Annotated in this window: 18 protein-coding genes and 1 riboswitch; of the genes, 1 reads left to right on the top strand and 17 read right to left on the bottom strand. The window is 39.0% G+C overall.

Annotation, left to right across the window (positions count from 1 at the left end; translation table 11 throughout):
- Positions 1-18: 18 nt before the first annotated feature.
- From DWV85_RS08170 to DWV85_RS08090, 17 genes are all read right to left on the bottom strand, one after another.
- Positions 19-780 (bottom strand): ABC transporter permease, encoded by a 762-nt coding sequence (locus DWV85_RS08170; protein WP_004695453.1) that lies wholly within the window; start codon positions 778-780, stop codon positions 19-21.
- A 30-nt stretch (positions 781-810) separates the two neighbouring features.
- A complete protein-coding gene (locus DWV85_RS08165) occupies positions 811-2,793 on the bottom strand; it encodes a SpoIVB peptidase S55 domain-containing protein (RefSeq protein WP_004695451.1) in 1,983 nt (660 codons plus the stop codon).
- 12 nt (positions 2,794-2,805) lie between these two features.
- Positions 2,806-3,090, bottom strand: coding sequence for a biotin/lipoyl-containing protein (locus DWV85_RS08160; protein ID WP_004695449.1), 285 nt, complete (start codon positions 3,088-3,090; stop codon positions 2,806-2,808).
- An 88-nt stretch (positions 3,091-3,178) separates the two neighbouring features.
- The gene (locus DWV85_RS08155) at positions 3,179-4,519 is read right to left on the bottom strand and encodes a phosphodiester glycosidase family protein (protein WP_123138501.1); all 1,341 of its coding nucleotides are present in this window, start codon (positions 4,517-4,519) and stop codon (positions 3,179-3,181) included.
- A 227-nt stretch (positions 4,520-4,746) separates the two neighbouring features.
- Positions 4,747-6,132 (bottom strand): rod shape-determining protein, encoded by a 1,386-nt coding sequence (locus DWV85_RS08150; RefSeq protein WP_123138500.1) that lies wholly within the window; start codon positions 6,130-6,132, stop codon positions 4,747-4,749.
- Complete coding sequence (gene murA, locus DWV85_RS08145; RefSeq protein WP_004695444.1) at positions 6,113-7,378, bottom strand: UDP-N-acetylglucosamine 1-carboxyvinyltransferase; 1,266 nt, start codon at positions 7,376-7,378, stop codon at positions 6,113-6,115. The genes DWV85_RS08150 and murA overlap by 20 nt, the downstream gene beginning before the upstream one ends.
- A 200-nt stretch (positions 7,379-7,578) precedes the next feature.
- Positions 7,579-8,541 (bottom strand): class II fructose-bisphosphatase, encoded by a 963-nt coding sequence (gene glpX, locus DWV85_RS08140; RefSeq protein WP_004695442.1) that lies wholly within the window; start codon positions 8,539-8,541, stop codon positions 7,579-7,581.
- Positions 8,542-8,600: 59 nt separating this feature from the next.
- Positions 8,601-9,245, bottom strand: coding sequence for a fructose-6-phosphate aldolase (gene fsa, locus DWV85_RS08135; RefSeq protein WP_058948504.1), 645 nt, complete (start codon positions 9,243-9,245; stop codon positions 8,601-8,603).
- 13 nt (positions 9,246-9,258) lie between these two features.
- Entirely contained in the window at positions 9,259-10,539 is a 1,281-nt protein-coding gene (serS, locus tag DWV85_RS08130) for a serine--tRNA ligase (RefSeq protein WP_004695438.1), read from the bottom strand.
- Positions 10,540-10,664: 125 nt separating this feature from the next.
- Positions 10,665-11,618: a cation diffusion facilitator family transporter gene (locus tag DWV85_RS08125; RefSeq protein ID WP_004695437.1), complete on the bottom strand. Its 954-nt coding sequence runs from the start codon at positions 11,616-11,618 to the stop codon at positions 10,665-10,667.
- A 241-nt stretch (positions 11,619-11,859) separates the two neighbouring features.
- A complete protein-coding gene (guaD, locus tag DWV85_RS08120; protein WP_118091606.1) occupies positions 11,860-13,140 on the bottom strand; it encodes a guanine deaminase in 1,281 nt (426 codons plus the stop codon).
- Between the two features lie 100 nt (positions 13,141-13,240).
- Positions 13,241-14,584 (bottom strand): NCS2 family permease, encoded by a 1,344-nt coding sequence (locus tag DWV85_RS08115; protein WP_004695433.1) that lies wholly within the window; start codon positions 14,582-14,584, stop codon positions 13,241-13,243.
- 62 nt (positions 14,585-14,646) lie between these two features.
- A riboswitch (purine riboswitch) is annotated at positions 14,647-14,745 on the bottom strand.
- Positions 14,746-15,175: 430 nt separating this feature from the next.
- On the bottom strand, positions 15,176-16,693 hold the full coding sequence (gene lysS / locus DWV85_RS08110; protein ID WP_123138499.1) for a lysine--tRNA ligase: 1,518 nt from the start codon (positions 16,691-16,693) through the stop codon (positions 15,176-15,178).
- A 29-nt stretch (positions 16,694-16,722) separates the two neighbouring features.
- Positions 16,723-17,196, bottom strand: coding sequence for a transcription elongation factor GreA (gene greA, locus DWV85_RS08105; protein ID WP_004695428.1), 474 nt, complete (start codon positions 17,194-17,196; stop codon positions 16,723-16,725).
- Positions 17,197-17,310: 114 nt separating this feature from the next.
- Positions 17,311-18,306, bottom strand: a complete 996-nt coding sequence (gene dusB, locus DWV85_RS08100) for a tRNA dihydrouridine synthase DusB (protein ID WP_123138498.1) — start codon at positions 18,304-18,306, stop codon at positions 17,311-17,313.
- A gap of 94 nt (positions 18,307-18,400) precedes the next feature.
- Complete coding sequence (locus tag DWV85_RS08095; protein WP_123138497.1) at positions 18,401-19,168, bottom strand: type III pantothenate kinase; 768 nt, start codon at positions 19,166-19,168, stop codon at positions 18,401-18,403.
- A 9-nt stretch (positions 19,169-19,177) separates the two neighbouring features.
- On the bottom strand, positions 19,178-20,152 hold the full coding sequence (locus tag DWV85_RS08090) for a biotin--[acetyl-CoA-carboxylase] ligase (RefSeq protein ID WP_123138496.1): 975 nt from the start codon (positions 20,150-20,152) through the stop codon (positions 19,178-19,180).
- Between the two features lie 171 nt (positions 20,153-20,323).
- On the opposite strand from DWV85_RS08090, the gene DWV85_RS08085 reads away from it, so the two are divergent.
- Complete coding sequence (locus DWV85_RS08085) at positions 20,324-21,667, top strand: threonine/serine exporter family protein (protein WP_004695419.1); 1,344 nt, start codon at positions 20,324-20,326, stop codon at positions 21,665-21,667.
- Positions 21,668-21,698 lie beyond the last annotated feature (31 nt).

The following is a 21,698-nucleotide window of genomic DNA, read 5'->3' as shown; positions in this document are numbered from 1 at the left end:
TCCCTCTAAAAATATCCACTAAAATAACAATGTAGATAAAAAGTAATTTAATACAAATACTAGAATAATACTAGTTACTACAGAACTAGTAGTGGAAAAACCAACAGCTTCTGCGCCCATTTTAGTTTCCATGCCCTTATAAGCACCTACCAATGCAATGACAGCACCAAACACACTAGACTTTATAAGTCCTAAGGTGAAATCTGAAATGGTAGAAAACATTTGAATAGAATCTAAATATGTACTAGGCGCCAAACCCTTGATAACAGTGGCTACAAAGTAACCACCGGCAATACCGATAACAACACCATAAAATGCCAAAATTGGCACCATAATCATACACGCTACTACACGTGGTACCACGAGGTAACCAACAGGATCAACAGCCATAACACGTAGGGCATCAATTTGTTCTGTTACCTTCATTGTACCAATTTCAGCCGTGATAGCTGCGCCAACACGGCCGGCTAATACTACACCAACTAAGATAGGACCCAATTCACGGCCCATAGCTACAGCCATAAGACCACCTACTGTACTTTGAGCACCATAGGTAATGAGTACATCTGTAATCTGTAAGGTCATAACGGCACCAGCAAAGAGTAGAGTTAAGCTAATAATAGGCAAGGAGTCTACCCCTAAGTGAGCCATCTGTTGAAATACATGCCACAGATTAATCATTTTTAATTGTTTTATTGTTTGCCACACTAATAATGTAGCACTACCCATCTGCGATAAGCCGTTTATGACGACTCGACCTATCGATTCTAGCCAACTCAACAGTCTATCCCTTTCCCTTAAAGTTTCAACTTATTCAGCTGTATTTGTTCCACCAGCATTAGCCTCGTCTTTTTTATTAGTTTCTTTCGACTCTTTTTTAGAATCCTTTTTAGACTCAGCTTTATCCGTTTTATCTTTTTTAGATTGATCTTCCAATTCTAACTTGCGTTCCATCTTAATCTGATGTTTCGCTTCTTTGACACGTTTTGCTAATTCTTTATCCCGATCAGCAGGCTTCATTACATGAATCGTAAATTGACCATCACCTTGCACAATGTACTCAGTATCAACAGCAGTCTTTTCAGGTTTCTTTTCATCATCCTTACTAGAACTCAAATCTTCTTGACCTGTTTTTTTCTTTACATCCCCTGGCATAGGTTTTGATTCCACATCTTTAAGCTTAGCCTTTTTAACAGATTGAGAGCCATCTTCATCAACTAAGCTGATACCATCTTCCAAAAACTCTACAACAATTTGATTATTTGTATCTGTCTTTTGAATTTCATCATAAAGCTCATCAAAATCTTTATGAACCTTCAAACGACGTAAAATTTCATCTGTTAAATTATATTTCTGTTTTTCCAATACGTATGGCAATGGAATCTCGCCACCGCCACGCACCTCTAAGGTATACTTACCAATAGCTTGATCTTCAGGTACCTTAAAGAAAATTTGTTTAATAACCTTTTCACCGCGGAACGGCTCTAATGTTACATCTACTACGATAGTATCCCCAGGAGAAACTACAGTAGACGAAGCAGAAGCATCGATAAGCTTTGCTGTTTTCTTATCTTGCGTTACGTTTGTTTCAACCGAAATATCCGAAATTTCATAGTTGATGAATCGATTGTTCATAAGAACATCAATGACATTATAAAATTCATCAACTGCTTTTTCACTAATAGAATCAGAGCTGTAGAACATATTTGTCCGCGTTAATGGCTTATGTTCTTTCCCTTTTGGCGTAATAGTATAAGAAATTGTAGCCGTACCAGAGCCACTGCGATCCAATGTTTTATTCAACATATTGTATAAGGCTGTAGCTGCTAAAGTTGGTGTCATTTCACCATCTTCAATAACCTTGACGGAACTAGTTCTATCACGGCCCATATCAATATCCTTTAAATGGAATCGCAATGGAATACCTGGCGAAATCACGCCTGATACACCTGCAATACCGGCACCTCTATCTTCGGTAACAGAGCCAATCTCTTTACCCATAGAGCCAAGCTTAAAGGCAGCATTATAGCTTTTTACAACGGTAAAGATACTTGCATTGTGCATAAAATAGTTAGAAGAACCATGTTTTAAGAATGGATGACCAAAGGCAACAACCTTTTCACCATCTACATGAGTAACAGTACCAATAGCGCCCAATTTAAGGTCACCATCAACTAGCAAAGCCGCTACTGAGCCACCAGCTTCTAAAGGTTTTGCAATTTCATCACCACTAGCACTTGCGGTGTCATATGTTTCATATTTATATTGTGGTAACTTCGATTTAAAGTATTCCATTGATGCCGCATCGAAGCCATATGCCATAAGTGGAGTACCTAAAGGAATCAATTGTGTATCATCCCAAGGTTTAGATAAGTTTTTCTCATATGGTATATTCCATAGTTTGACCATATCCTCAATAGGAGTAATCATACCTATCGTACCATCCGCAAACCCCCAGCCATAAGCAACAGCCCCAACGAGTTTACCATTTATATATACAGGGCTACCACTCATACCATGCGCAATGCCACCAGTTTGATCCATAACGGGTCCGGAAAACTTGGCTAAAATAAGATGACCAGATGGTCCCTTATCCTTCATGACACCCAGTACCTTTACATCAAAGGTGGAAATAGTATCCCCTACGATTACAGTTTTTGCAATACCTTCCATACCTGTTGTTACATCATTGACAGGCATAAAATCAATAGCCTGTGCAGTTGTAAGTGAAGTACAGAAGAAAAGCGCCAGTATCGCTTTTCTATACCGACGCCAAGAATGAGAAAACTTCATTCCTTCTCTCCTTTATTTACTTTCTACAGTGACAACGATTTGATCACGAGAAACGTCTGAACCCACTGTAACATTAACCGCCGTTACAGTACCAGTTACAGTAGATTTAGCAGCAGCCATAGGACCAGCCAATGTCTCTACAGTCACCAATGTTTGGCCTTCTGTTACAGAAGTACCAACAGAAACTGTAGAAGCAACTTTACCTGTTAATACACTTTGGTATGATACAGGGGCCGCCATTACAGAGCTAACACTTAAAATGCCTAATGCAGCTAAAGCTAACACTACTCTTTTCATAACGATCCCTCCTTTTACAAAATTAGTTATGTATTTATAGTATACTAAATTATTAGTAATATTTCAAACAAAATTGTATGCAGCGAATCTATTTTATGATTACTATATCCTCATAACTCATAGGTGCAGAAGATTTGTGTACATAATCATCATTGATAACTATATCAATGCTACCTTGATTTGATAATTCAGCGCCATCAACAACACCTAATTTAGACAATAACTGAGCTCCTTCTTTTTGAGTCACACCTACAGATTGAAGTTCGGATTTATCAACTGTTAGCACAACTAAATCATGTTCCTTTGTGGTTCCAATGAAGCTACGACCTTTGTTATTAGATTCATCAGCGCCTACATAGCGACCGCCTTTCATCACCATAGTGCCCACTTCTAAACTAGCTCCTCCAGTAGTACTAACTTGAGCAAGTTCTTCTCTATTTTGAATCGTAATAGGTGTTCCAACTTTTAATTTACGTAAAGCATTTCCAGATTCGCCATGACCAGACAATACGTATTGGTTTTCCCCAATTTTAGAATTTCCCTTTTGTTTACTAATAACCTTGCCATTAGCTATAGTCACTTCATAACCATATTCATTGGTCTTTGTAGAAGGACCATAAGTTGACGTATAAAGAGTCAAGGCATTCTCTTTACGAACCGTATCAACGGAGGTGATTACAAAACTCTCATTCTTTGTTTTAGCTTGAAGTAAAGGTTTTTTCTCTTCTATAAAGTATCCTCTATTAGGCGTATATCGTAACGTACCACGATTAGAAATACGCTCTAAATCAATGGCTCCATCACTCGCCACTGAGTAAGGTCGTTCAAAACTGCCCCCTTTTACCTTTGCTCCAATGATAGCTGTATGAGCTTGAGTAACAGAAGATAATGGTTTACCTTCTGGAACATGCGCCACCACCATAGGTGAATCATTATCTACGGTCAATGCAAAGGCTTGAATTTTCCCTTCAGCTACGGTGTTATTAATTTTGCTATACGTTACAGATTTATTTACATCTTTTGTAGTCTGTTGCGCATAGCCAGAAAATAAATCCACTACTATACGCGAAGGCTTTTCTAATGCAAACTCATGATGTTGTACATCCTTATTCGCTGTTAATGTTACTCGTAAAGCCCCATTAACCTGTTGTAAGCCAATGCCTTTAAGAACTCCCGTTTTTTTATCATTTTGTGATATGGGGCCAGTTAAACCATTTGTAGTACCCCCTAAGTTCAATGTAAGAGCATGTGTTTCTTCATTATAGGATTGAGTCCAAGATACAGGCATTTCAGATACATCTAAAACAATTCGGCTTGTACCTTCATGATTAGATACGCGCACCCCTGTTAAATTACCGGCCTCAGCATGAGGAACGGTACTACCCAGTAGACCTAAAACAGCAAAAGTCATATACAGATATCGTTTCATCTTTAATTCCTCTATAGCTACAAACCATAATAATGGCCTTATATCATTACATCAATTTTACGCAATATACTTTTACTATAGTATACAGCATAAAGATGAAAAATTCAAAAAATAAACGAAAAACGAGGTTACAATCTAAAGATACTCCATACATAAAATAGAATAACTGTAGACCATAACCTCGTCAATTTAAGCTCACTTCATCATGGTATATTATTGTAACTATATTATTGTAACTCATCTAATGTATCACGAAGCTGTGACATTTCATCTAAAGCCTTTGCAACACCTTTAATTACTGCATATCTTGGAGATTCTACAAGGTATGCCGCGATTCCAATAGAACGTGTAATAACACGGTCTAATCCATCGATGAGCGCGCCACCACCAGTAAGAATGATACCATGATCATTGATAGCGGCCACAAGTTCCGGTGGAGTTTTTTCTAAAATGGACTTAACGCCTTCCAAAACATTCATCACTTGTGCTTCTAGAGCACGTTGAATCTCTAAAGAATTCACCGCAACCATCTTTGGTAATCCAGAACTTGCATCTCGTCCTCGTACCTCAATCGTACGCTCCTTTGCACGACGATCCACAGTCCCTACAGAAATTTTAATTTTCTCTGCCGTTAGCGGACCAATAACGAGGCGCTTCTTACGGCGGATATAACGAATAATAGATTCGTTAAAAGAATCTCCACCGATGCGAAGTGATTCACTTACAACCACACCCGTATCACAAAGAACGGCAATATCCGTAGTGCCACCGCCAACATCGACAACCATCGCCCCTACGTGCTTAGCATCATTGAGACCAGTCCCCATAGCAGCAGCCAATGGCTCTTCAATAAGGACCGTCTTTTTTGCACCGGTTCTGAGTAAAGCCTCTAAAATGGCGCGTTTCTCTACAGGTGTAATGCCTGATGGCACACATACGATAATACGCGTCTTCATCAATCTAGAAGCAGGTACAACGGAGCGAATAAAGTACTTCAACATGAATTCTGTCATATCATAATCTGCAATAACGCCCGCTTGAACTGGACGGATGACGGAAATCCCTTTTGGAGTGCGGCCTACCATAGAACGTGCAGCCTCACCTAAAGCAAGAATATCACCGGTTTTATTATCCCGTGCAATATACGCAGGTTCATCTAATACCAAGCCTTTACCCTTCGCAAAAATGAGGATATTTGCAGTCCCTAAATCAATTCCCAAATCGAAGTTTAAGGATCGATTCAAACGACTCATAAAATCTCCAACTTGCTCAGGTCGAACTAAACGTTTTAATGTCATGGCTGGCGTTGTTTTAGCAATCGCTACAGTCTCACGACTACGTCGTTCAGCACGGCGCATTTTTGTAACTTTAATCATGGTCTCGCGCATATTGGAGGCCAAATGATTAGCTTGCTTTGCCACGCCATTTGAAAGCTTAGTAGACTTACGTTTTGTCCTTCTCAATGGTTTACGTGTAGTACTCGCTTTCGAATTCTCAACCTTTGCAGCACCTAAGTTCTGTTGCTCGTTGTATAAAGCCGGCCCTTTAGAGCGCCGGCTTCTTTTCTTTTTATTTTGTTTTGGCTGTGTACTCTTATTCGTCAACCCGAACAATATCAGCACCTAACCTTTGCAATTTACCTACAAAATCATCATAACCTCGGTCAATATGATGTAAACGACCGACTTCTGTTCTACCTTCCGCAGTCAATGCAGCGCATACCAGCGCCGCTCCAGCACGCAGGTCAGTAGCATTCACTATAGCCCCGTGTAAGCTTGGCATACCTTCGACAATAGCTTGACGATTATCGATGTCAATATGCGCCCCCATTTTACGAAGTTCAGCAACATGCATAAAACGATTTTCAAATACAGTTTCTGTTACTGTACTAGTGCCTTCCGCAATCGTAGTAAGAGCCATGAATTGAGCTTGCATATCTGTTGGGAATCCAGGGTATGGCAAGGTTTTAATATCGACAGCTTTAATGCCTTTACCACTACTGATAACGCGAATGCCGTCGATTTCTTCCTCTACTGTTACACCAGCTTCCTTTAATTTAGCCACTACTGGTTTTAGATGTTCTGGCAATGCATTTTCTACGAATACATCACCACCTGCCATAGCAGCTGCAATTAAATATGTACCAGCTTCAATGCGATCAGGAATAACTGTATGAATAGCACCGTGTAATTGAGGTACACCTTCAATACGAATCACATTTGTGCCAGCTCCGCGAATATTAGCCCCCATAGCATTTAAGAATGTAGCTAAATCAACAATTTCAGGCTCTTCTGCAGCATTTTCGATAACGGTTTTACCTTCCGCCATAGAAGCAGCCATAATTACATTCTCTGTAGCCCCCACACTTGGGAAATCCAAATAAATTTGAGTCCCTTTAAGTCCTTCCGGAGCATGAGCATATACATAATCTTCAGTAATTTCAATTTTTGCACCTAATGCTTCAAATGCTTTTAAATGAAGATCAATGGGACGTGCACCGATAGCACATCCACCAGGCATTGAGATTTTAGCCTCCCCTTTACGAGCCAAAAGTGGACCCATGACAAGAAAGGATGCACGCATTTTACGCACAAGTTCATAAGGAGCTTCCGTAGCAGTCAATGTAGAAGCATCGAAAACAATTTCACCATCTGCATTATTACGAGTGATTTTAACCCCCAAAGACTCGATAACTTGGCAAATCGTGCCTACATCTTCTAAATTTGGAATTTCAAGCAATTTACTAGGCGTTGATGCTAGCAAAGTACCGGCAATAATAGGGAGTACTGCATTTTTAGCACTACTAACACGTACACGTCCTTCCAATCGATTGCCACCTTGAATGATTAACTTTTCCAACAGAATTCCTCCTACACTTTATATCGTTCATCTTGTATAAGCTACAAGACCTTGTATTTATAACGTCATATACTAAATGTTATTATACTATTTTTCGATATATCTCATCAAGAGAATGAGAGAAAATACAAAGAAAAAAAGCCCTGAATATATCTCAAAAATTTGTGCCAAATTTTTGAGATATATTCAGGGCTTTATTCTTATTTAGCTTTTAATGTTTTAAGTTTATGATCCATATGCACTGTATCAAGGAAACGAACCGTACCAGTTTTAGACCGCATCACAATAGTATGTGTACGCGCACCACCTGGGAAATATTGAATTGGATTTAATAAGTTACCACGTGTAATGGCAGTAGCCGCAAAAATAACATCATCAGTACGAACTAAATCATTTAATGTGAGCACTTGGTTTACATCGGCAATGCCCATTTCATGGCAACGACGAATTTCTTCTTCCGTTTCTGGTTTTAAGCGAGCTTGCATATCGCCGCCTACACATTTTAAGGCTGCAGCCGCTAATACACCTTCAGGTGCACCACCAGTACCTACAACCATGTGCACCCCAGAACCTTCGATACAACATTCCATAGCTGGATTAACATCACCATCAGAAATGAGCATAATACGAGCCCCTACTTCACGAGCCTCTTTCATCAAGCCTTGATGACGCTCACGATCAAGCATAACCAACGTGATTTCATCTACATTACGTTCCATTTTAGCCGCTACATTTTTGATATTTTCGGTCAAAGATTTCGTAATATCGATAGCACCTGCACCTCGAGGACCAACACAAAGTTTCTCCATGTACATATCCGGTGCATGTAACAAGCCACCTTTTTCTGCAATCGCCATAACTGCAATAGCACCATTTTGACCTTTAGCAATCAAGTTTGTCCCTTCAATAGGATCAACAGCGATATCTACTTCTGGTCCGCCAGCACCTACGTGTTCTCCGATATAAAGCATAGGAGCTTCATCAATTTCGCCTTCTCCGATAACCACAGTACCAGAAATGCGAACAGAATCAAACGCTTGACGCATAGCATCTACAGCAAGACCATCGGCTGCATCCTTTTGCCCACGGCCAAGCAAACGACCGCTACGCAAAGCTGCGGCTTCAACGACACGAGCAAATTCCAAAGATAATGTACGATCCATAATGGGCCTCCTTATAAGTCCTCTATGTATTGATATGACTCTTACCTAGAGTCTCTAACTTATTGATTAGCTTGTTTCCAATCTTCCATAAATTTTGCAAGTCCTGCATCAGTCAACGGATGTTTCATAGCTTGCATGAGTACTTTAAATGGAACAGTTGCAATATGAGCACCTGCTTTAGCACATTGAATAATATGCAGCGGAGTTCTCACACTTGCAGCAATAATTTCAGTTTCAATTTCATGAATAGCGAAAATATCTGTAATATCTTGAATCAATGTAAGACCATCCATGCTGATATCATCAATACGACCCACAAATGGACTCACATAACTTGCACCTGCACGAGCAGCTAATAAGGCTTGGTTTGCAGAAAAAATCAAAGTCACATTCGTTTTAATGCCTTCTTTGCTCAAAATAGCAACGGCTTTAAGACCTTCTGGAGTCATAGGAACTTTAATAACCACATTAGAGCCTAATTTCACAAGGTCATGTGCTTCCGCCACCATGCCTTCAGCATCAGAGGAAATAACCTCTGCGCTAACAGGTCCATCAACAAGGTTTACAATTTCAGAAATAACTTGTTTCAAATCGCGTTTAGCTTTCACGATAAGCGATGGGTTTGTAGTTACGCCATCAATAAAACCAAAATCATAGGCCTCTTTAATCTCATCAAATTCTGCTGTATCAATAAAGAATCTCATAAAATGCCCCCTCTTATTTAGCCGGTGAAATCACTTCAACGCCACCCATGTATGGCACGAGAACTTTTGGAATTACAACGGACCCATCGGCTTGTTGATAGTTTTCCAAGATAGCAGCTACTGTACGCCCTACTGCAAGGCCAGATCCATTTAATGTATGAACAAATTCCGGTTTACCCTTAGGTCCACGACGGAATTTAATATTAGCACGACGAGCTTGGAAATCAGTCATATTAGAGCAAGAGGAAATTTCTCTATACTTGCCTTGTGCAGGCATCCACACCTCTACATCATAGGTTTTAGCAGAACCAAAGCCCATATCACCTGTGCACAGAGTGATAACACGGAACGGTAATTCTAATAAGCGCAATACTTCTTCTGCATTATCTGTTAATGTTTCTAATTCTTTGAAAGAATCTTCTGGTTTAGCTAATTTAACCATTTCAACTTTGTTAAATTGATGTTGTCGAATAAGGCCACGAGTATCACGCCCCGCGGAACCCGCTTCAGCACGGAAACATGCGGTGAATGCAGTATAGTATTTAGGCAATTCCTCTTCGCTCAAAATTTCACCACCGTGATAATTAGTCAATGTAACCTCAGCAGTTGGAATCAAGAAATATTCCGTTCCCTCTACATGGTACATATCTTCAGCAAATTTAGGCAATTGCCCAGTGCCCGTCAAAGTTTCACGTGTTACCATATATGGAGTCATCATTTCAGTATAGCCATGTTTATCTACATGAAGATCCACCATGAAGTTGATAAGAGCGCGTTCCAAACGAGCCCCTAACCCCTTATACACAGTAAAGCGAGCTCCACTCATTTTGCCTGCACGATTGAAATCAAGGATATCGAGGCTTTCACCTAAATCCCAATGAGCCTGTACATCAAAATTAAATTGACGTGGTTCGCCCCATTTGCGTTGCTCCACATTTTCATCTTCATCGGCCCCTACAGGAACAGATGCATCACACATATTTGGCAACATCAATGCCGCATCGCGCAATTTTGTTTCCACTTCGCGAATACGGTTATCAAACTCAGCAATCTCATCGCCTACTTTTTTCATTTCTGCGATTTTTTCATCAGCATTTTCTTTGTTGCGTTTTAATTTGCTAATTTCTTCTGTTACAGAATTGCGAAGCGCTTTTAATTCTTCTACTCGACCGATCAATTGACGACGTTCATCATAAGCGGATACAAAGGTTTTCAGATCGCCTTTTGTATGACGATTATCTAAATTTTGTTGCACTAAATCAATATTTTCACGGACAAATTTTAAATCTAACATACTATAAACCTCATTTTCCAACTATGTTACGCACAATATATTCAATACGTTTAAGTATACCATATATTGGTGTATTTATCATTAAATTATGTGCTATATACTAGACTTCTCACCAATATTTTATATTATTCATCCTCTTCTTCATCTAGCAAATAATCTTTTGCCATCCATTTACGCGTGCCTGTAAAAGAAATGGTCACCCATTTTTCCGTTGGGTTACCGCCGATTTCTTGGTCAATTTCATTGCGAATAGCATCAATTTCAGCAATGGTTTGATATGGAAAACTTTTAGGAACTAAAATATCAATTTCAATGATTCGAGTATTGCCATATACTTGCACGCTCGTCACATAATCTTTAAAATTATACTTTTCCATAAATCGATCCATAATTTCTTGCACTTCATTATGCAATGAAGTTGGTGCCCATCCTAATATTTGTTTCATGGATGGCACAATGATACGAAATGCAGAGGGTATCATCTGTACCGCTAAAATAATTAATACAATAGGGTCAATATAAGTAGCCCATCTAGCATATTCAGTACTTTCTAGCATAGTAGCTACAACGAAACTAATCAAGATAGCCGCTTCTAACAAAGCATCGACATACCAGCTTACATTATCAAATTTAATCAAGTTAGACTGCAAACTTTTATTAATACGACGTACATAAAGATAGTAAGCAGTATCCGCAACAGTAAAGAATATAGCATAGAAAATAGCTGGCCCGAAGTCTACGTGACGTCCACCAGACAAAAGATCTGTAATCCCACTAGATAAGGCATAAATTACTATGAGAAGAATAAAAAAGCCCTCCACGGCGAGCACCAGAGGTTCAAATTGCCAAAAACCGAATTGGAATCGCTTACTCGTTTCTCTAGCAACTAACTTAGCTGTCATAAGCATCATAATCTTAATAACAACATCAACGAAGGAGAATACCCCATCTAACAACACTGCACTAGATCCCGTTACAATCCCCATCACAGTGCCGCTCACCGCAACTAGCGCCATCAAAGCAACAGATTGCATTAATAGCTTTTGTTCAATAGAGCGCCTTGCTCCTAATATATCCATTAAGCCCCCACTTTCTTAATTTGTACATTTTTTTATTATACACCAAGTGAATTGATGAGCAAAATCGCCCTGTTCAGTAATATAAACAGAAAAGCTATAAAACCTACTATAAATCATAATCCAAAGTTTATCTAACACCTCGGTCAGGTTCTAAAAGAAGCACCGAAAAGCAGCTAGTTTGAAGGGTATACAAACTAGCTGCTTTAAATATATCAGTATTTTTTTCTGTAAGATATAAACTTTACCCTTTTGGACTCGGAACTACGCGACCAGCTACATAGCGTTCAATAATATGACGATCATCCCCTACATATAGCCAGCGCTCTAAACGCTCTTCCAAAGAACGTTCATTTGGGTCAAATAAGGACGTATCATCGATAATAAGGGCATCTAACTCATAGCCTTTTTCAAAGCTTCCAACGTGGCCAAAAAATTGTCCACCACCCTTGGTAGCCATATAGAAGGCTTCACTCAAGGTAAGAGGTGCATAGTTTGGGTCTACTTCAGCCCATTTCATTTTCGATAGACCAATAGCTTCAGTAAGGACCTTTGCCATCGATACAATATGTCCACCAGAAATATCGGAGCCTAAACCAATTGGTATATTCCGCTCAATCAGCTTACGAATCGGTGCAATTCCGCTAGAAAGATTTACATTCGAATATGGACAATGAGATACCATGGTCTGCGTTTCAGCCATGCGATCCATTTCTACGTCACTCAAATGAATGCAATGGGCCATTACAGTTGGCACGGTACCCATCAAATGATGTTCATAGTACACATCTGTATAGTTTGACGACTCAGGATGTAATGATGCGACCCAATCAATTTCGCCGTGATTTTCCGACAAATGAGATTGAACAGGAACATCGTATTCTTTCGCTAATTTAGCAAGTCCTGTCATGAGTTCACTCGTACAAGATGGTACAAAGCGCGGTGTAATAATAGGTTTAACTAAAGGTCCAAATTGAGCTGATGTATCTAACCATACTTTAGTATCAGCTAATGATTGATTCGTTTCTTCAATCAAAAATTCCGGACTATTACGGTCCATGTTTACCTTACCCACATAAGCTGACAATCCTGCTTTTTGTAAAAGCTCCATCAACACCAATGTGCTGTCTTTATGGATTGTGCCAAACAAAATACTTCTCGTCGTACCATTGCGCCATAAATCGTGAACAAAGGCACCATATACTAGACGAGCATAGTCAGGATCAATAAATTTTGCCTCTTCAGGAAATGTATAAGTTTCAAGCCATGGTAACAGTTCCTTATCCATACCAAGTCCACGATTACAATATTGTGGTGCATGCGCATGGGTATCCACAAAACCAGGAATAATGAGATTATCACCGTAATCAACAACATCATACTCTGTATAAACTGTAGGAATACTTTCACCACAATGAACAACCACCCCATCTACAGCAATAACATAACCCTGTTGAATAGATACAAGTGCTGATGGATTCGGTGTATATAATATATTTCCTTTTAAAATAATCGTTGAATTCATATAACCTCCTCGCGTGATTAGAGCCCTAAAGTACTGCGCCCATATACTACGCTAGATTTTCGTTTAAAGACTATGCTATATGATTCATAGTATATGCTATTTAAATAGCAAAGTGAATGATGAACGCCACAGTCATGATGTACATAATAGGATGAATTTCATGATGACGACCTGTTGCCAATTTAATTAATGTATAAGAAATAAAACCAAAGGATAAACCTTGAGCAATACTAAATGTTAATGGCATAAGAAGAATTGTTAAGAACGCAGGCAATGCTTCCGTGAAATCAGTAAAATCAATATGCGTTACCTCACTCATCATAAATACGCCAATAGTAATCAGTACAGGTGCAGTCGCTTGTACCGGTACCAATAAGAACAATGGTGCAAAGAATAAAGATACCAAGTATAAAAGGCCAGTTACTACTGCCGTAAGACCTGTGCGACCACCATCAGCAACGGCTGCCGCACTTTCAATATAAGAAGTAACTGTAGAGGTACCTACAACGGCACCTGCTGCGGCACCAATAGACGTACATAGCAAGGCACGATTCAAACCTTCAAATTTCCCTTCTTCATTTACTAAGTTTGCTTTTCTCGTTACACCAATCAATGTACCGATATTATCGAACATATCCACAATAGTAATGGAGAAGATAATGGAGAAAAAGCCATACCCAATAGCACTCATTACATCAAGTTGACCAAATGTGTCTACTGGAAATGGTGGTACCAAGTTAAAGATATCCGAACTAGATATAGGAACCTTAGTCAAACCTAACACCATAGCCAAAATCGTAGTGAAGGCCATACCAATTAACAATCCACCCTTAACCTGCTTAGCTAATAAAATACTTGTAATAAACAAGCCTAACAATGTTAATAGTACTGCAGGATCTTTCATGTTCCCAAGGGTTACAAATGTAGCATTATCAGAAATAATTATATGAGCATTTTTAAAGCCAATGAAGGCAACGAATAAACCAATACCTACGCCAATAGAGGTTTTCAGCACTTGTGGAATACCATCTACTATTTTATTAAGAACTTTAGTAACTGTTAAAATAACAAAAACTGTACCGGAAATAAAAACGGCACCTAATGCAGTTTGCCAACTAAGGCCCATAGCACCACAAATGGTATACGAGAAAAATGCACTTAGGCCAAGTCCAGGTGCTACGATAACCGGAACATTAGCAACAAAACCTATTAGCATTGTCGCAAAGGCAGTTGTTAAAATTACAGCCGCTACAGCACTACCATGAGGCATTCCTGATACAGATAATAGATTGGGTATTACTGCCAGAATGTATACTGATGCAATAAACATTGTAATACCCGCAAAAATCTCAGTCTTTACTGATGTTCCATGTTTGGTTAACTTGAAAAACCGATCAAGACAACCATTGGCTTGATTACCTCTTTCATAATCCATTGAACTCATCGCACTTACCTCCTAAACTTTTAGAAATATAAATTTAGTTAAATAAAAAAACGGCTACAAGAGCATCATAAATAAGCTCTTGTAGCCGTAAATCTCGGTTCACGCTAGAGAGACTTGACCCATCCCGTCAAGGTTATACAAGGTATGTAGTAGTTCTATACAGTTAATCTATATCATCACATTCAGATTCGATAAAGCAAAGATAAATAAGAAAAACTTTATATGCATGAATTTATATCATATATATTATGTAAATACCACATCTCACACTTAGTATAAAATTATTTTTATACACTGTCAATAACAATTGATGAATAATCATAAACTATTTTTTTATCCTAGAAATTATTTTCTATAGACTTTATATCGTTAATTTTGTTATATACTTATAGACTGGTACAGGAGCTCAACATATTAACCACTCCATTAATCCATCGTATAAAATTACATATAGCATTCATGTTTCAATACATATTTAAAGGCAGTATCGTAGTAACAGGTTTAAAATGATTTTTATATGATACTAACTATTTCATAAATATATAAAAAGCTCCCTACTCAAAGAATAGGGAGCCTTAATAGTGTCGATTATTATTCTGCTTCTTCAGCTTCAAAATGCTTAGGAGCTTCTGGTTTCATCAACGGGAACAATAATACATCTCGAATAGATGCAGAGTCTGTTAAGAACATAACAAGACGGTCGATACCAACACCAAGACCGGCTGTTGGAGGCAAGCCGTACTCAAGAGCAGTAACGAAATCCTCATCCATACGATGAGCTTCATCGTCACCCGCTTCACGTTCTTTCAATTGATCCAAGAAACGTTGTTTTTGGTCGATTGGATCATTTAACTCGGAGAAGCCATTTGCCAATTCACGACCATAGATGAAAGCTTCAAAACGTTCTGTAGCCAATGGATTTTCACGACTTGCTTTAGCAAGTGGAGAAATCTCTTTAGGGTGACCATATACGATAGTTGGCTGAATCAAGTTTTCTTCTACATAATCTTCAAAGCAAAGATTTAAGATTTTACCAATACCATCATTTTCTGTGTATTCTACATTTAAGCGATCAGCAATAGCACGAGCTTCTTCTATAGTTGTGACTGCATCAAAATCTTCACCAGTGTATTTTTTTACACCTTCAGCCATTGTGATACGATTCCAAGGAGGAGTCAAATTAATTTCTGTACCTTGGTATGTAATTTCTTGTGTACCAAGTACTTCTTGAGCACAGTAGGACACAAGATTTTCTGTTAAGCGAATCGCATCCTCTACATCTCCATAGGCTTGGTATGATTCGATAGTAGTAAATTCTGGATTATGACGATTATCGATACCTTCGTTACGGAAGCAACGGTTCATTTCGAACACGCGGTCCATACCACCAACGATTAAACGTTTGAGATACAATTCTGGTGCAATACGCATGTAAATATCGATATCAAGCGCATTATGGTGAGTGATAAATGGACGTGCAGCAGCTCCACCAGGGATAGCATGCATCATCGGTGTTTCCACTTCCATGAAGCCATCACGCATCATGTATTCGCGAATCTTAGCAACGATTTGAGAGCGTTTTACAAATGTATCACGCACTTCAGGATTTACAATCAAATCAACATAACGTTGACGGTAACGAAGTTCTGTATCCTTTAATCCATGCCATTTTTCTGGTAGTGGACGTAAAGACTTAGATAACAATGTTAATTTGTTAACTTTAATGGTAACTTCACCGGTATGCGTTTTAAATACGTGACCTTCTATGCCGATGATATCACCGATATCAAGCATTTTAACGTATTTATAAGCATCTTCGCCCAATACATCTTTACGGAAGTATACTTGAATATCACCTGATTTATCACGAATATTCGCAAATGCCGTTTTACCATGGGAACGGATTGTCATCAAACGACCTGCAATAACTACAGGCTGGCCATCATATTTCAAGAAGAAGTCTTCTTTAATATCTTTTGCGTAATCTTTTACGACAAAACGTTGGCCAAATGGGTAAATACCATCAGCTTCATATTCGGCTAATTTATCGCGGCGAATTTGCATTTGCTCATTCAGCTCTTCTTGTATATTTTTAATTTCTTCACTCATGTTATCGCCTCTTTGTCGGTAATTGTAAATTATTGGATTGCTAACACTTTGAATGTTACAGGACCATCTGGTGTGGAAACCTCTACTTCATCGCCCTTACGTTTACCCAAAATAGCTTTACCTACAGGAGATTCATTAGAGATACGATTGTTAAATGGATCCGCTTCAGAGGAACCAACGATAACATATTCCAATTCATCGTTGTACATAGTGTCAAGTACAGTAACTTTACTACCTACAGATACAACGTCACCTTTTACAGATTCATCGATGATCTTCGCAGTGTTAATCTTATTCTCTAACTCTACAATATGACCTTCAATAAAAGCTTGTTCATTTTTTGCATCATCATATTCAGAGTTTTCACTGATATCGCCATATTCAATAGCAGTTTTAATACGTTCAGATACTTCAATACGACGTACAGATTTATAGTACGCTAATTCTTCTTCTAACTTCTTTAAACCTTCGGCGGTGAGTAATGTTTCTTTTACGTCTGCCATGGGTACCCCACTCTTTCTACATATAAATAATAAGAAAAAGTGTCATAATAAGATGACACCTTATCTCTTGTTTCTAAATTATCTCAATCATTATATAAAAATACTATTTATTTGTCAATCTGACTCCCCTTCAGACAGTATTTTGCGATATGATTCTAGCTCATTGTGAAAGCTCGTTACAGTATGAATTGTATTCACTCGATTGCGCCAATATGCAGATTCCGGAAGTCCCTTCATATACCAGCCCGCATGAGTGCGTATCTCCTTAACGGCCATACTTTCACCCTTGTATTGGCATAACAAGTCAAAATGCTTTAATAACATATCTAGACGCTCTATATCGGTCGGTGCAGGTAACACTTCACCAGTAGCTAGATAGTGGTGAATGCGATCAAATATCCAAGGGTTCCCTTGTGCCCCACGCCCTATCATTACAGCGTCACAGCCTGTTTCATCAAGCATTTGCTTAGCATCTTCAGGCTCCACAATATCACCATTGCCAAGTACAGGTACAGATACCGCTTCTTTCACAGCTTTAATATAAGACCAGTCCGCATGTCCACTATACATTTGCTCCTTTGTACGCCCATGTACGGCAATAGCAGCCACACCTGTAGACTCAATGCGTTTTGCAAAATCCACGACATTAATAGAGTCACTATCCCAACCGATACGCATTTTTACAGTAACAGGTACATCAACAGCCTCAACAGCAGCTTCTGCAACACGCGCCGCTAGATCAGGATTTTTCATAAGTGCCGAACCATCGCCAGAGGTAACTACCTTTTTTACAGGACAGCCCATGTTTATATCTACAATATCGGCACCCGCATCGGCCACAACCTTAGCCCCCAAAGCGATTGCTTCTGGATTAGAGCCAAAAATTTGCATGGATACAGGACGTTCTGCATCTTCAATGCGCAATAATTCATGAGTACGTTCATTCTTATATTTAATGCCCATAGCACTGACCATTTCGGTACATACCAAGGCTGCACCATGTTCTTTAGCCAGTAGTCGATACGCAATATCGCTAACCCCTGCCATAGGCGCTAATATGGCTTGACCATCAATTTTGACAGCCCCAATTTGCCACTGTTTATTATTCATATAATTCTATATCCCCTAATAAAAAAGGTACAGCATAAGCTGTACCCGAATGTACACTACTTCGTTACATATACGTAACTATATTATAGTAGCATTATTTATTTCTTTCGTAAATAAGGCGTAAGCCTTCTAATGTAAGCATAGGTTCTACATGGTCAATACAGTCTGTAGCACTGCTAATAAGTTGTGCCAAACCACCTGTAGCCACTACAGTTACATGATTTCCCATTTCTGCTTTCATACGAGACACGAGTCCTTCTACTTGCCCTACATAACCGTAGAACATACCAGATTGCATAGAAGACACCGTATTTCGGCAAATGACTTGCCCCGGATCTCTCACATCGATACGAGGCAATTTGGCTGCCCGTTGAAATAGAGCTTCTGCAGAAATGGTTACCCCTGGACTAATAACCCCGCCCATATAATCACCATTACCTTGTACCGCACAATAGGTAGTAGCCGTACCAAAATCGATGATAATTAAATCGCCCTTATAAAGCTCATGTGCTGCTACGGCATTTACAATACGGTCAGCCCCTACTTCACGAGGATTATCATACTTAATAGCGATGCCAGTTTTAGTGCCTGGTCCTACAATAAGAGGATTTACATTAAAGTAGCGCAAACACACGCGCTCTAATGTAGGCATTAATGGTGGTACAACCGAGGAGATAATGATAGCATTAATATCTTTTACATCAACCTTACGGTCGTGAAAGAATAAGTTCATCATCAGCATGCCATATTCATCGGTGGTACGAACCCGATCTGTGGAAATACGCCAGTGACCCACAAGTTCTGTCTTGTCGTATACACCGAGAACAATATTGGTGTTTCCCACATCAATTACTAATAACATTAATGCCTCCTATTTACGCGGACGAATTGATACGTCCCCTGCCACAATACGTTTAATTGTCCCATCTGGGATTCTTACTAATAAATTACCATCTTCATCAATATCTGTAGCTGCCCCTTCATAGGTATTGCCAGGAGCACGCACTTCAATTTCTTCACCGAGAGTAACAGATAATTGACGCCATTCATTAAGGGTTTCGTCAAAGCCACTATCGAGCACTTCATAATATTGATGTTCTAATTCTTCTAATATAAGTCTAAATGCTTCTGTGCGCTCAATATCAATATCTTCCATCGCAAGGGATGTAGCAATTAATTTTAACTCTTCTGGTAATTCTTCTTGTTTTGTTTTTACGTTGACCCCAATGCCCATTACAATATGAGAAATTTCTTCCATAGAACCAGACATTTCAGTCAAAATACCTACTAGCTTACGACCATTCACAAGAATATCATTAGGCCACTTTATCCCCGCATCAGTGAGTCCCATCTTATGAAAGGCCTTTGTTAAAGCCACTGCAGCCATCAAAGTACACTTTGGAGCCTCTACAGGTGGAAAATCAGGGCGTAAAATCAAGCTAAACCACAAGCCCTTGCCAAATGGAGAATACCAACCACGAGATAAGCGCCCACGACCAGCAGCCTGTTCCTCAGTAACCACAACCGTGCCTTCTTCTGCACCTTGTTGAGCTAAACGACGAGCTTCTAAGTTCGTAGACTCCGTAGTATCCATATAAACATATCGTTTACCAAATACATCTGTTTTTAAGATTTGTTTCATTGCCAAGGGGCTCAACAAATCAGGTTCTTCCAATAATCGATACCCTCTCTTGGTATAAGATTCAATTTTGTAGCCTTTTTGACGTAACGCCTTGATATGTTTCCAAATAGCTGTGCGCGAAACATGGCAGGCTTCGGACATATCTTGTCCCGATACGAAACTACCTTGGTTTTGTCTCAAGAATTCTAGCACTTCATCACGCATAGTTTAGAGCCCCTTTCTTTGTCAACCTAGGTTTACAATTCGATTGTACAAGTGTACCTTGTAAAATGCAAGGATTATTTAAAATAATTAATGGTATAATGTATATAGTATAAAGGTATACATAAAAAAATAGATAACAATAATGCTATCTATTATCCTTCGGAGAGATATATGAAACAGTTTACATTAGAAGAGAAAAATCAAGTTTTAGAGAACCCTTTTATCCATATTCATCGAAAACTGGATGTACTACTCAATATAGGGAAGTTACTAATGGAATGTGGGGCAAATACAAATCGAATCATTGAGGAAATGCTAAAAGCTGCAACATTTATGGGAATTCCTCATGATTACTTAAATATCCATATTTCATATACCACTATTATGGTCAATCTATTACACAAAGAACGATCCATAACGGTCTTCAGAAAAACACCGGTTCATATTCCGAATATGGCTATGATCAATGCCGTATCAAAGCTCACATGGCGCGCATTTGAGCGACATTACTCACTAACGACCTATGAACGACTAATTGCCAAACTGGATACAACTATACCAACGTATCCAAACTGGATAAAAGGACTAGCTTGTGCACTAGGATCAGCAGGTCTTGCATACCTCTACAGTGGCGATATCATCGCATTCATTGTTACCATCATATGTTCTAGTATTGGTTATTTTACGCGCACCCTATCAGGCAGATTAGGTCTTAATGAATATGTAGGAATCGCATTAGGCGGATTTGGTGCCATGATATCGGCTTACGCTTTTTATAGTCATGTAAATAATGAATCCTTACTATATGTACTCGTTTGCTGTACCTTGTTCATGATTCCTGGGGTACCATTGATCAATTGTGTCATCGATATCATTAATAATCATATTTTATCGGGCATGACACGCGCTATAAGAACACTACTCATCGTGGGTAGCATGACTTTAGGTATGGCTATGGCACTCTACTTTAGCCCTGCACCAGCATTTAATTTTGTTGATATTAAACCTCATGTTATTTCCATAGAGCAAGTTATCGGTTCTTTTACAGCTGCGGCCGCTTTTGCGGTACTTTTTAATGCTCCTGTCAGACTATTAGTATCCATTGGTATTGGTGGCGTACTATGTGTATGTATTCGCAATATACTATCCGTAGAATTAGGATTTTCTACACCAGGTGCTACCTTTATTGGTGCTGCCATTATGAGTATTATTTTTGTAAAAGTTTCTACTTGGTTAAAAACATCTAGCACTATCATTATCGTACCGTCTGCCATCGCATTAATGCCCGGTATATTGTACTACCGATTTCTCTTCGACATGTTACACATCAATGCATTAAATGATGCTAGTCTAATCCTTATGATACAAAATGGTGTAACTGGCACATTTACAACTATAGCTATAGCAATCGGTGTAGCTATACCAAATGTTTTGGCACAAAAATATTTGCAAAAACTAAAAGAACAACGCATGACAGAACTTCTTGCCACACGTCATATAAACGATGGACAGTAAAAAAGAGCTAGCCTTTTTAGAAGGCTAGCTC

The organism is Veillonella sp. AF13-2 (assembly GCF_003603295.1).
GTDB lineage: Bacteria > Bacillota > Negativicutes > Veillonellales > Veillonellaceae > Veillonella > Veillonella parvula_E.
Note: the sequence above shows the minus strand (reverse complement) of the source record. Positions and strands in the feature narration are given on the sequence as shown.

What these genes read in the sequence shown, in the direction of transcription:
- DWV85_RS08165 (WP_004695451.1), bottom strand. Translation starts at nt 2,793, where the DNA reads ATGAAGTTTTCTCATTCTTGGCGTCGGTATAGAAAAGCGATACTGGCG.
- DWV85_RS08160 (WP_004695449.1), bottom strand. Translation starts at nt 3,090, where the DNA reads ATGAAAAGAGTAGTGTTAGCTTTAGCTGCATTAGGCATTTTAAGTGTT.
- DWV85_RS08155 (WP_123138501.1), bottom strand. Translation starts at nt 4,519, where the DNA reads ATGAAACGATATCTGTATATGACTTTTGCTGTTTTAGGTCTACTGGGT.
- glpX (WP_004695442.1), bottom strand. Translation starts at nt 8,541, where the DNA reads ATGGATCGTACATTATCTTTGGAATTTGCTCGTGTCGTTGAAGCCGCA.
- fsa (WP_058948504.1), bottom strand. Translation starts at nt 9,245, where the DNA reads ATGAGATTCTTTATTGATACAGCAGAATTTGATGAGATTAAAGAGGCC.
- serS (WP_004695438.1), bottom strand. Translation starts at nt 10,539, where the DNA reads ATGTTAGATTTAAAATTTGTCCGTGAAAATATTGATTTAGTGCAACAA.
- DWV85_RS08125 (WP_004695437.1), bottom strand. Translation starts at nt 11,618, where the DNA reads ATGGATATATTAGGAGCAAGGCGCTCTATTGAACAAAAGCTATTAATG.
- guaD (WP_118091606.1), bottom strand. Translation starts at nt 13,140, where the DNA reads ATGAATTCAACGATTATTTTAAAAGGAAATATATTATATACACCGAAT.
- DWV85_RS08115 (WP_004695433.1), bottom strand. Translation starts at nt 14,584, where the DNA reads ATGAGTTCAATGGATTATGAAAGAGGTAATCAAGCCAATGGTTGTCTT.
- lysS (WP_123138499.1), bottom strand. Translation starts at nt 16,693, where the DNA reads ATGAGTGAAGAAATTAAAAATATACAAGAAGAGCTGAATGAGCAAATG.
- greA (WP_004695428.1), bottom strand. Translation starts at nt 17,196, where the DNA reads ATGGCAGACGTAAAAGAAACATTACTCACCGCCGAAGGTTTAAAGAAG.
- dusB (WP_123138498.1), bottom strand. Translation starts at nt 18,306, where the DNA reads ATGAATAATAAACAGTGGCAAATTGGGGCTGTCAAAATTGATGGTCAA.
- DWV85_RS08095 (WP_123138497.1), bottom strand. Translation starts at nt 19,168, where the DNA reads ATGTTATTAGTAATTGATGTGGGAAACACCAATATTGTTCTCGGTGTA.
- DWV85_RS08090 (WP_123138496.1), bottom strand. Translation starts at nt 20,152, where the DNA reads ATGCGTGATGAAGTGCTAGAATTCTTGAGACAAAACCAAGGTAGTTTC.
- DWV85_RS08085 (WP_004695419.1), top strand. Translation starts at nt 20,324, where the DNA reads ATGAAACAGTTTACATTAGAAGAGAAAAATCAAGTTTTAGAGAACCCT.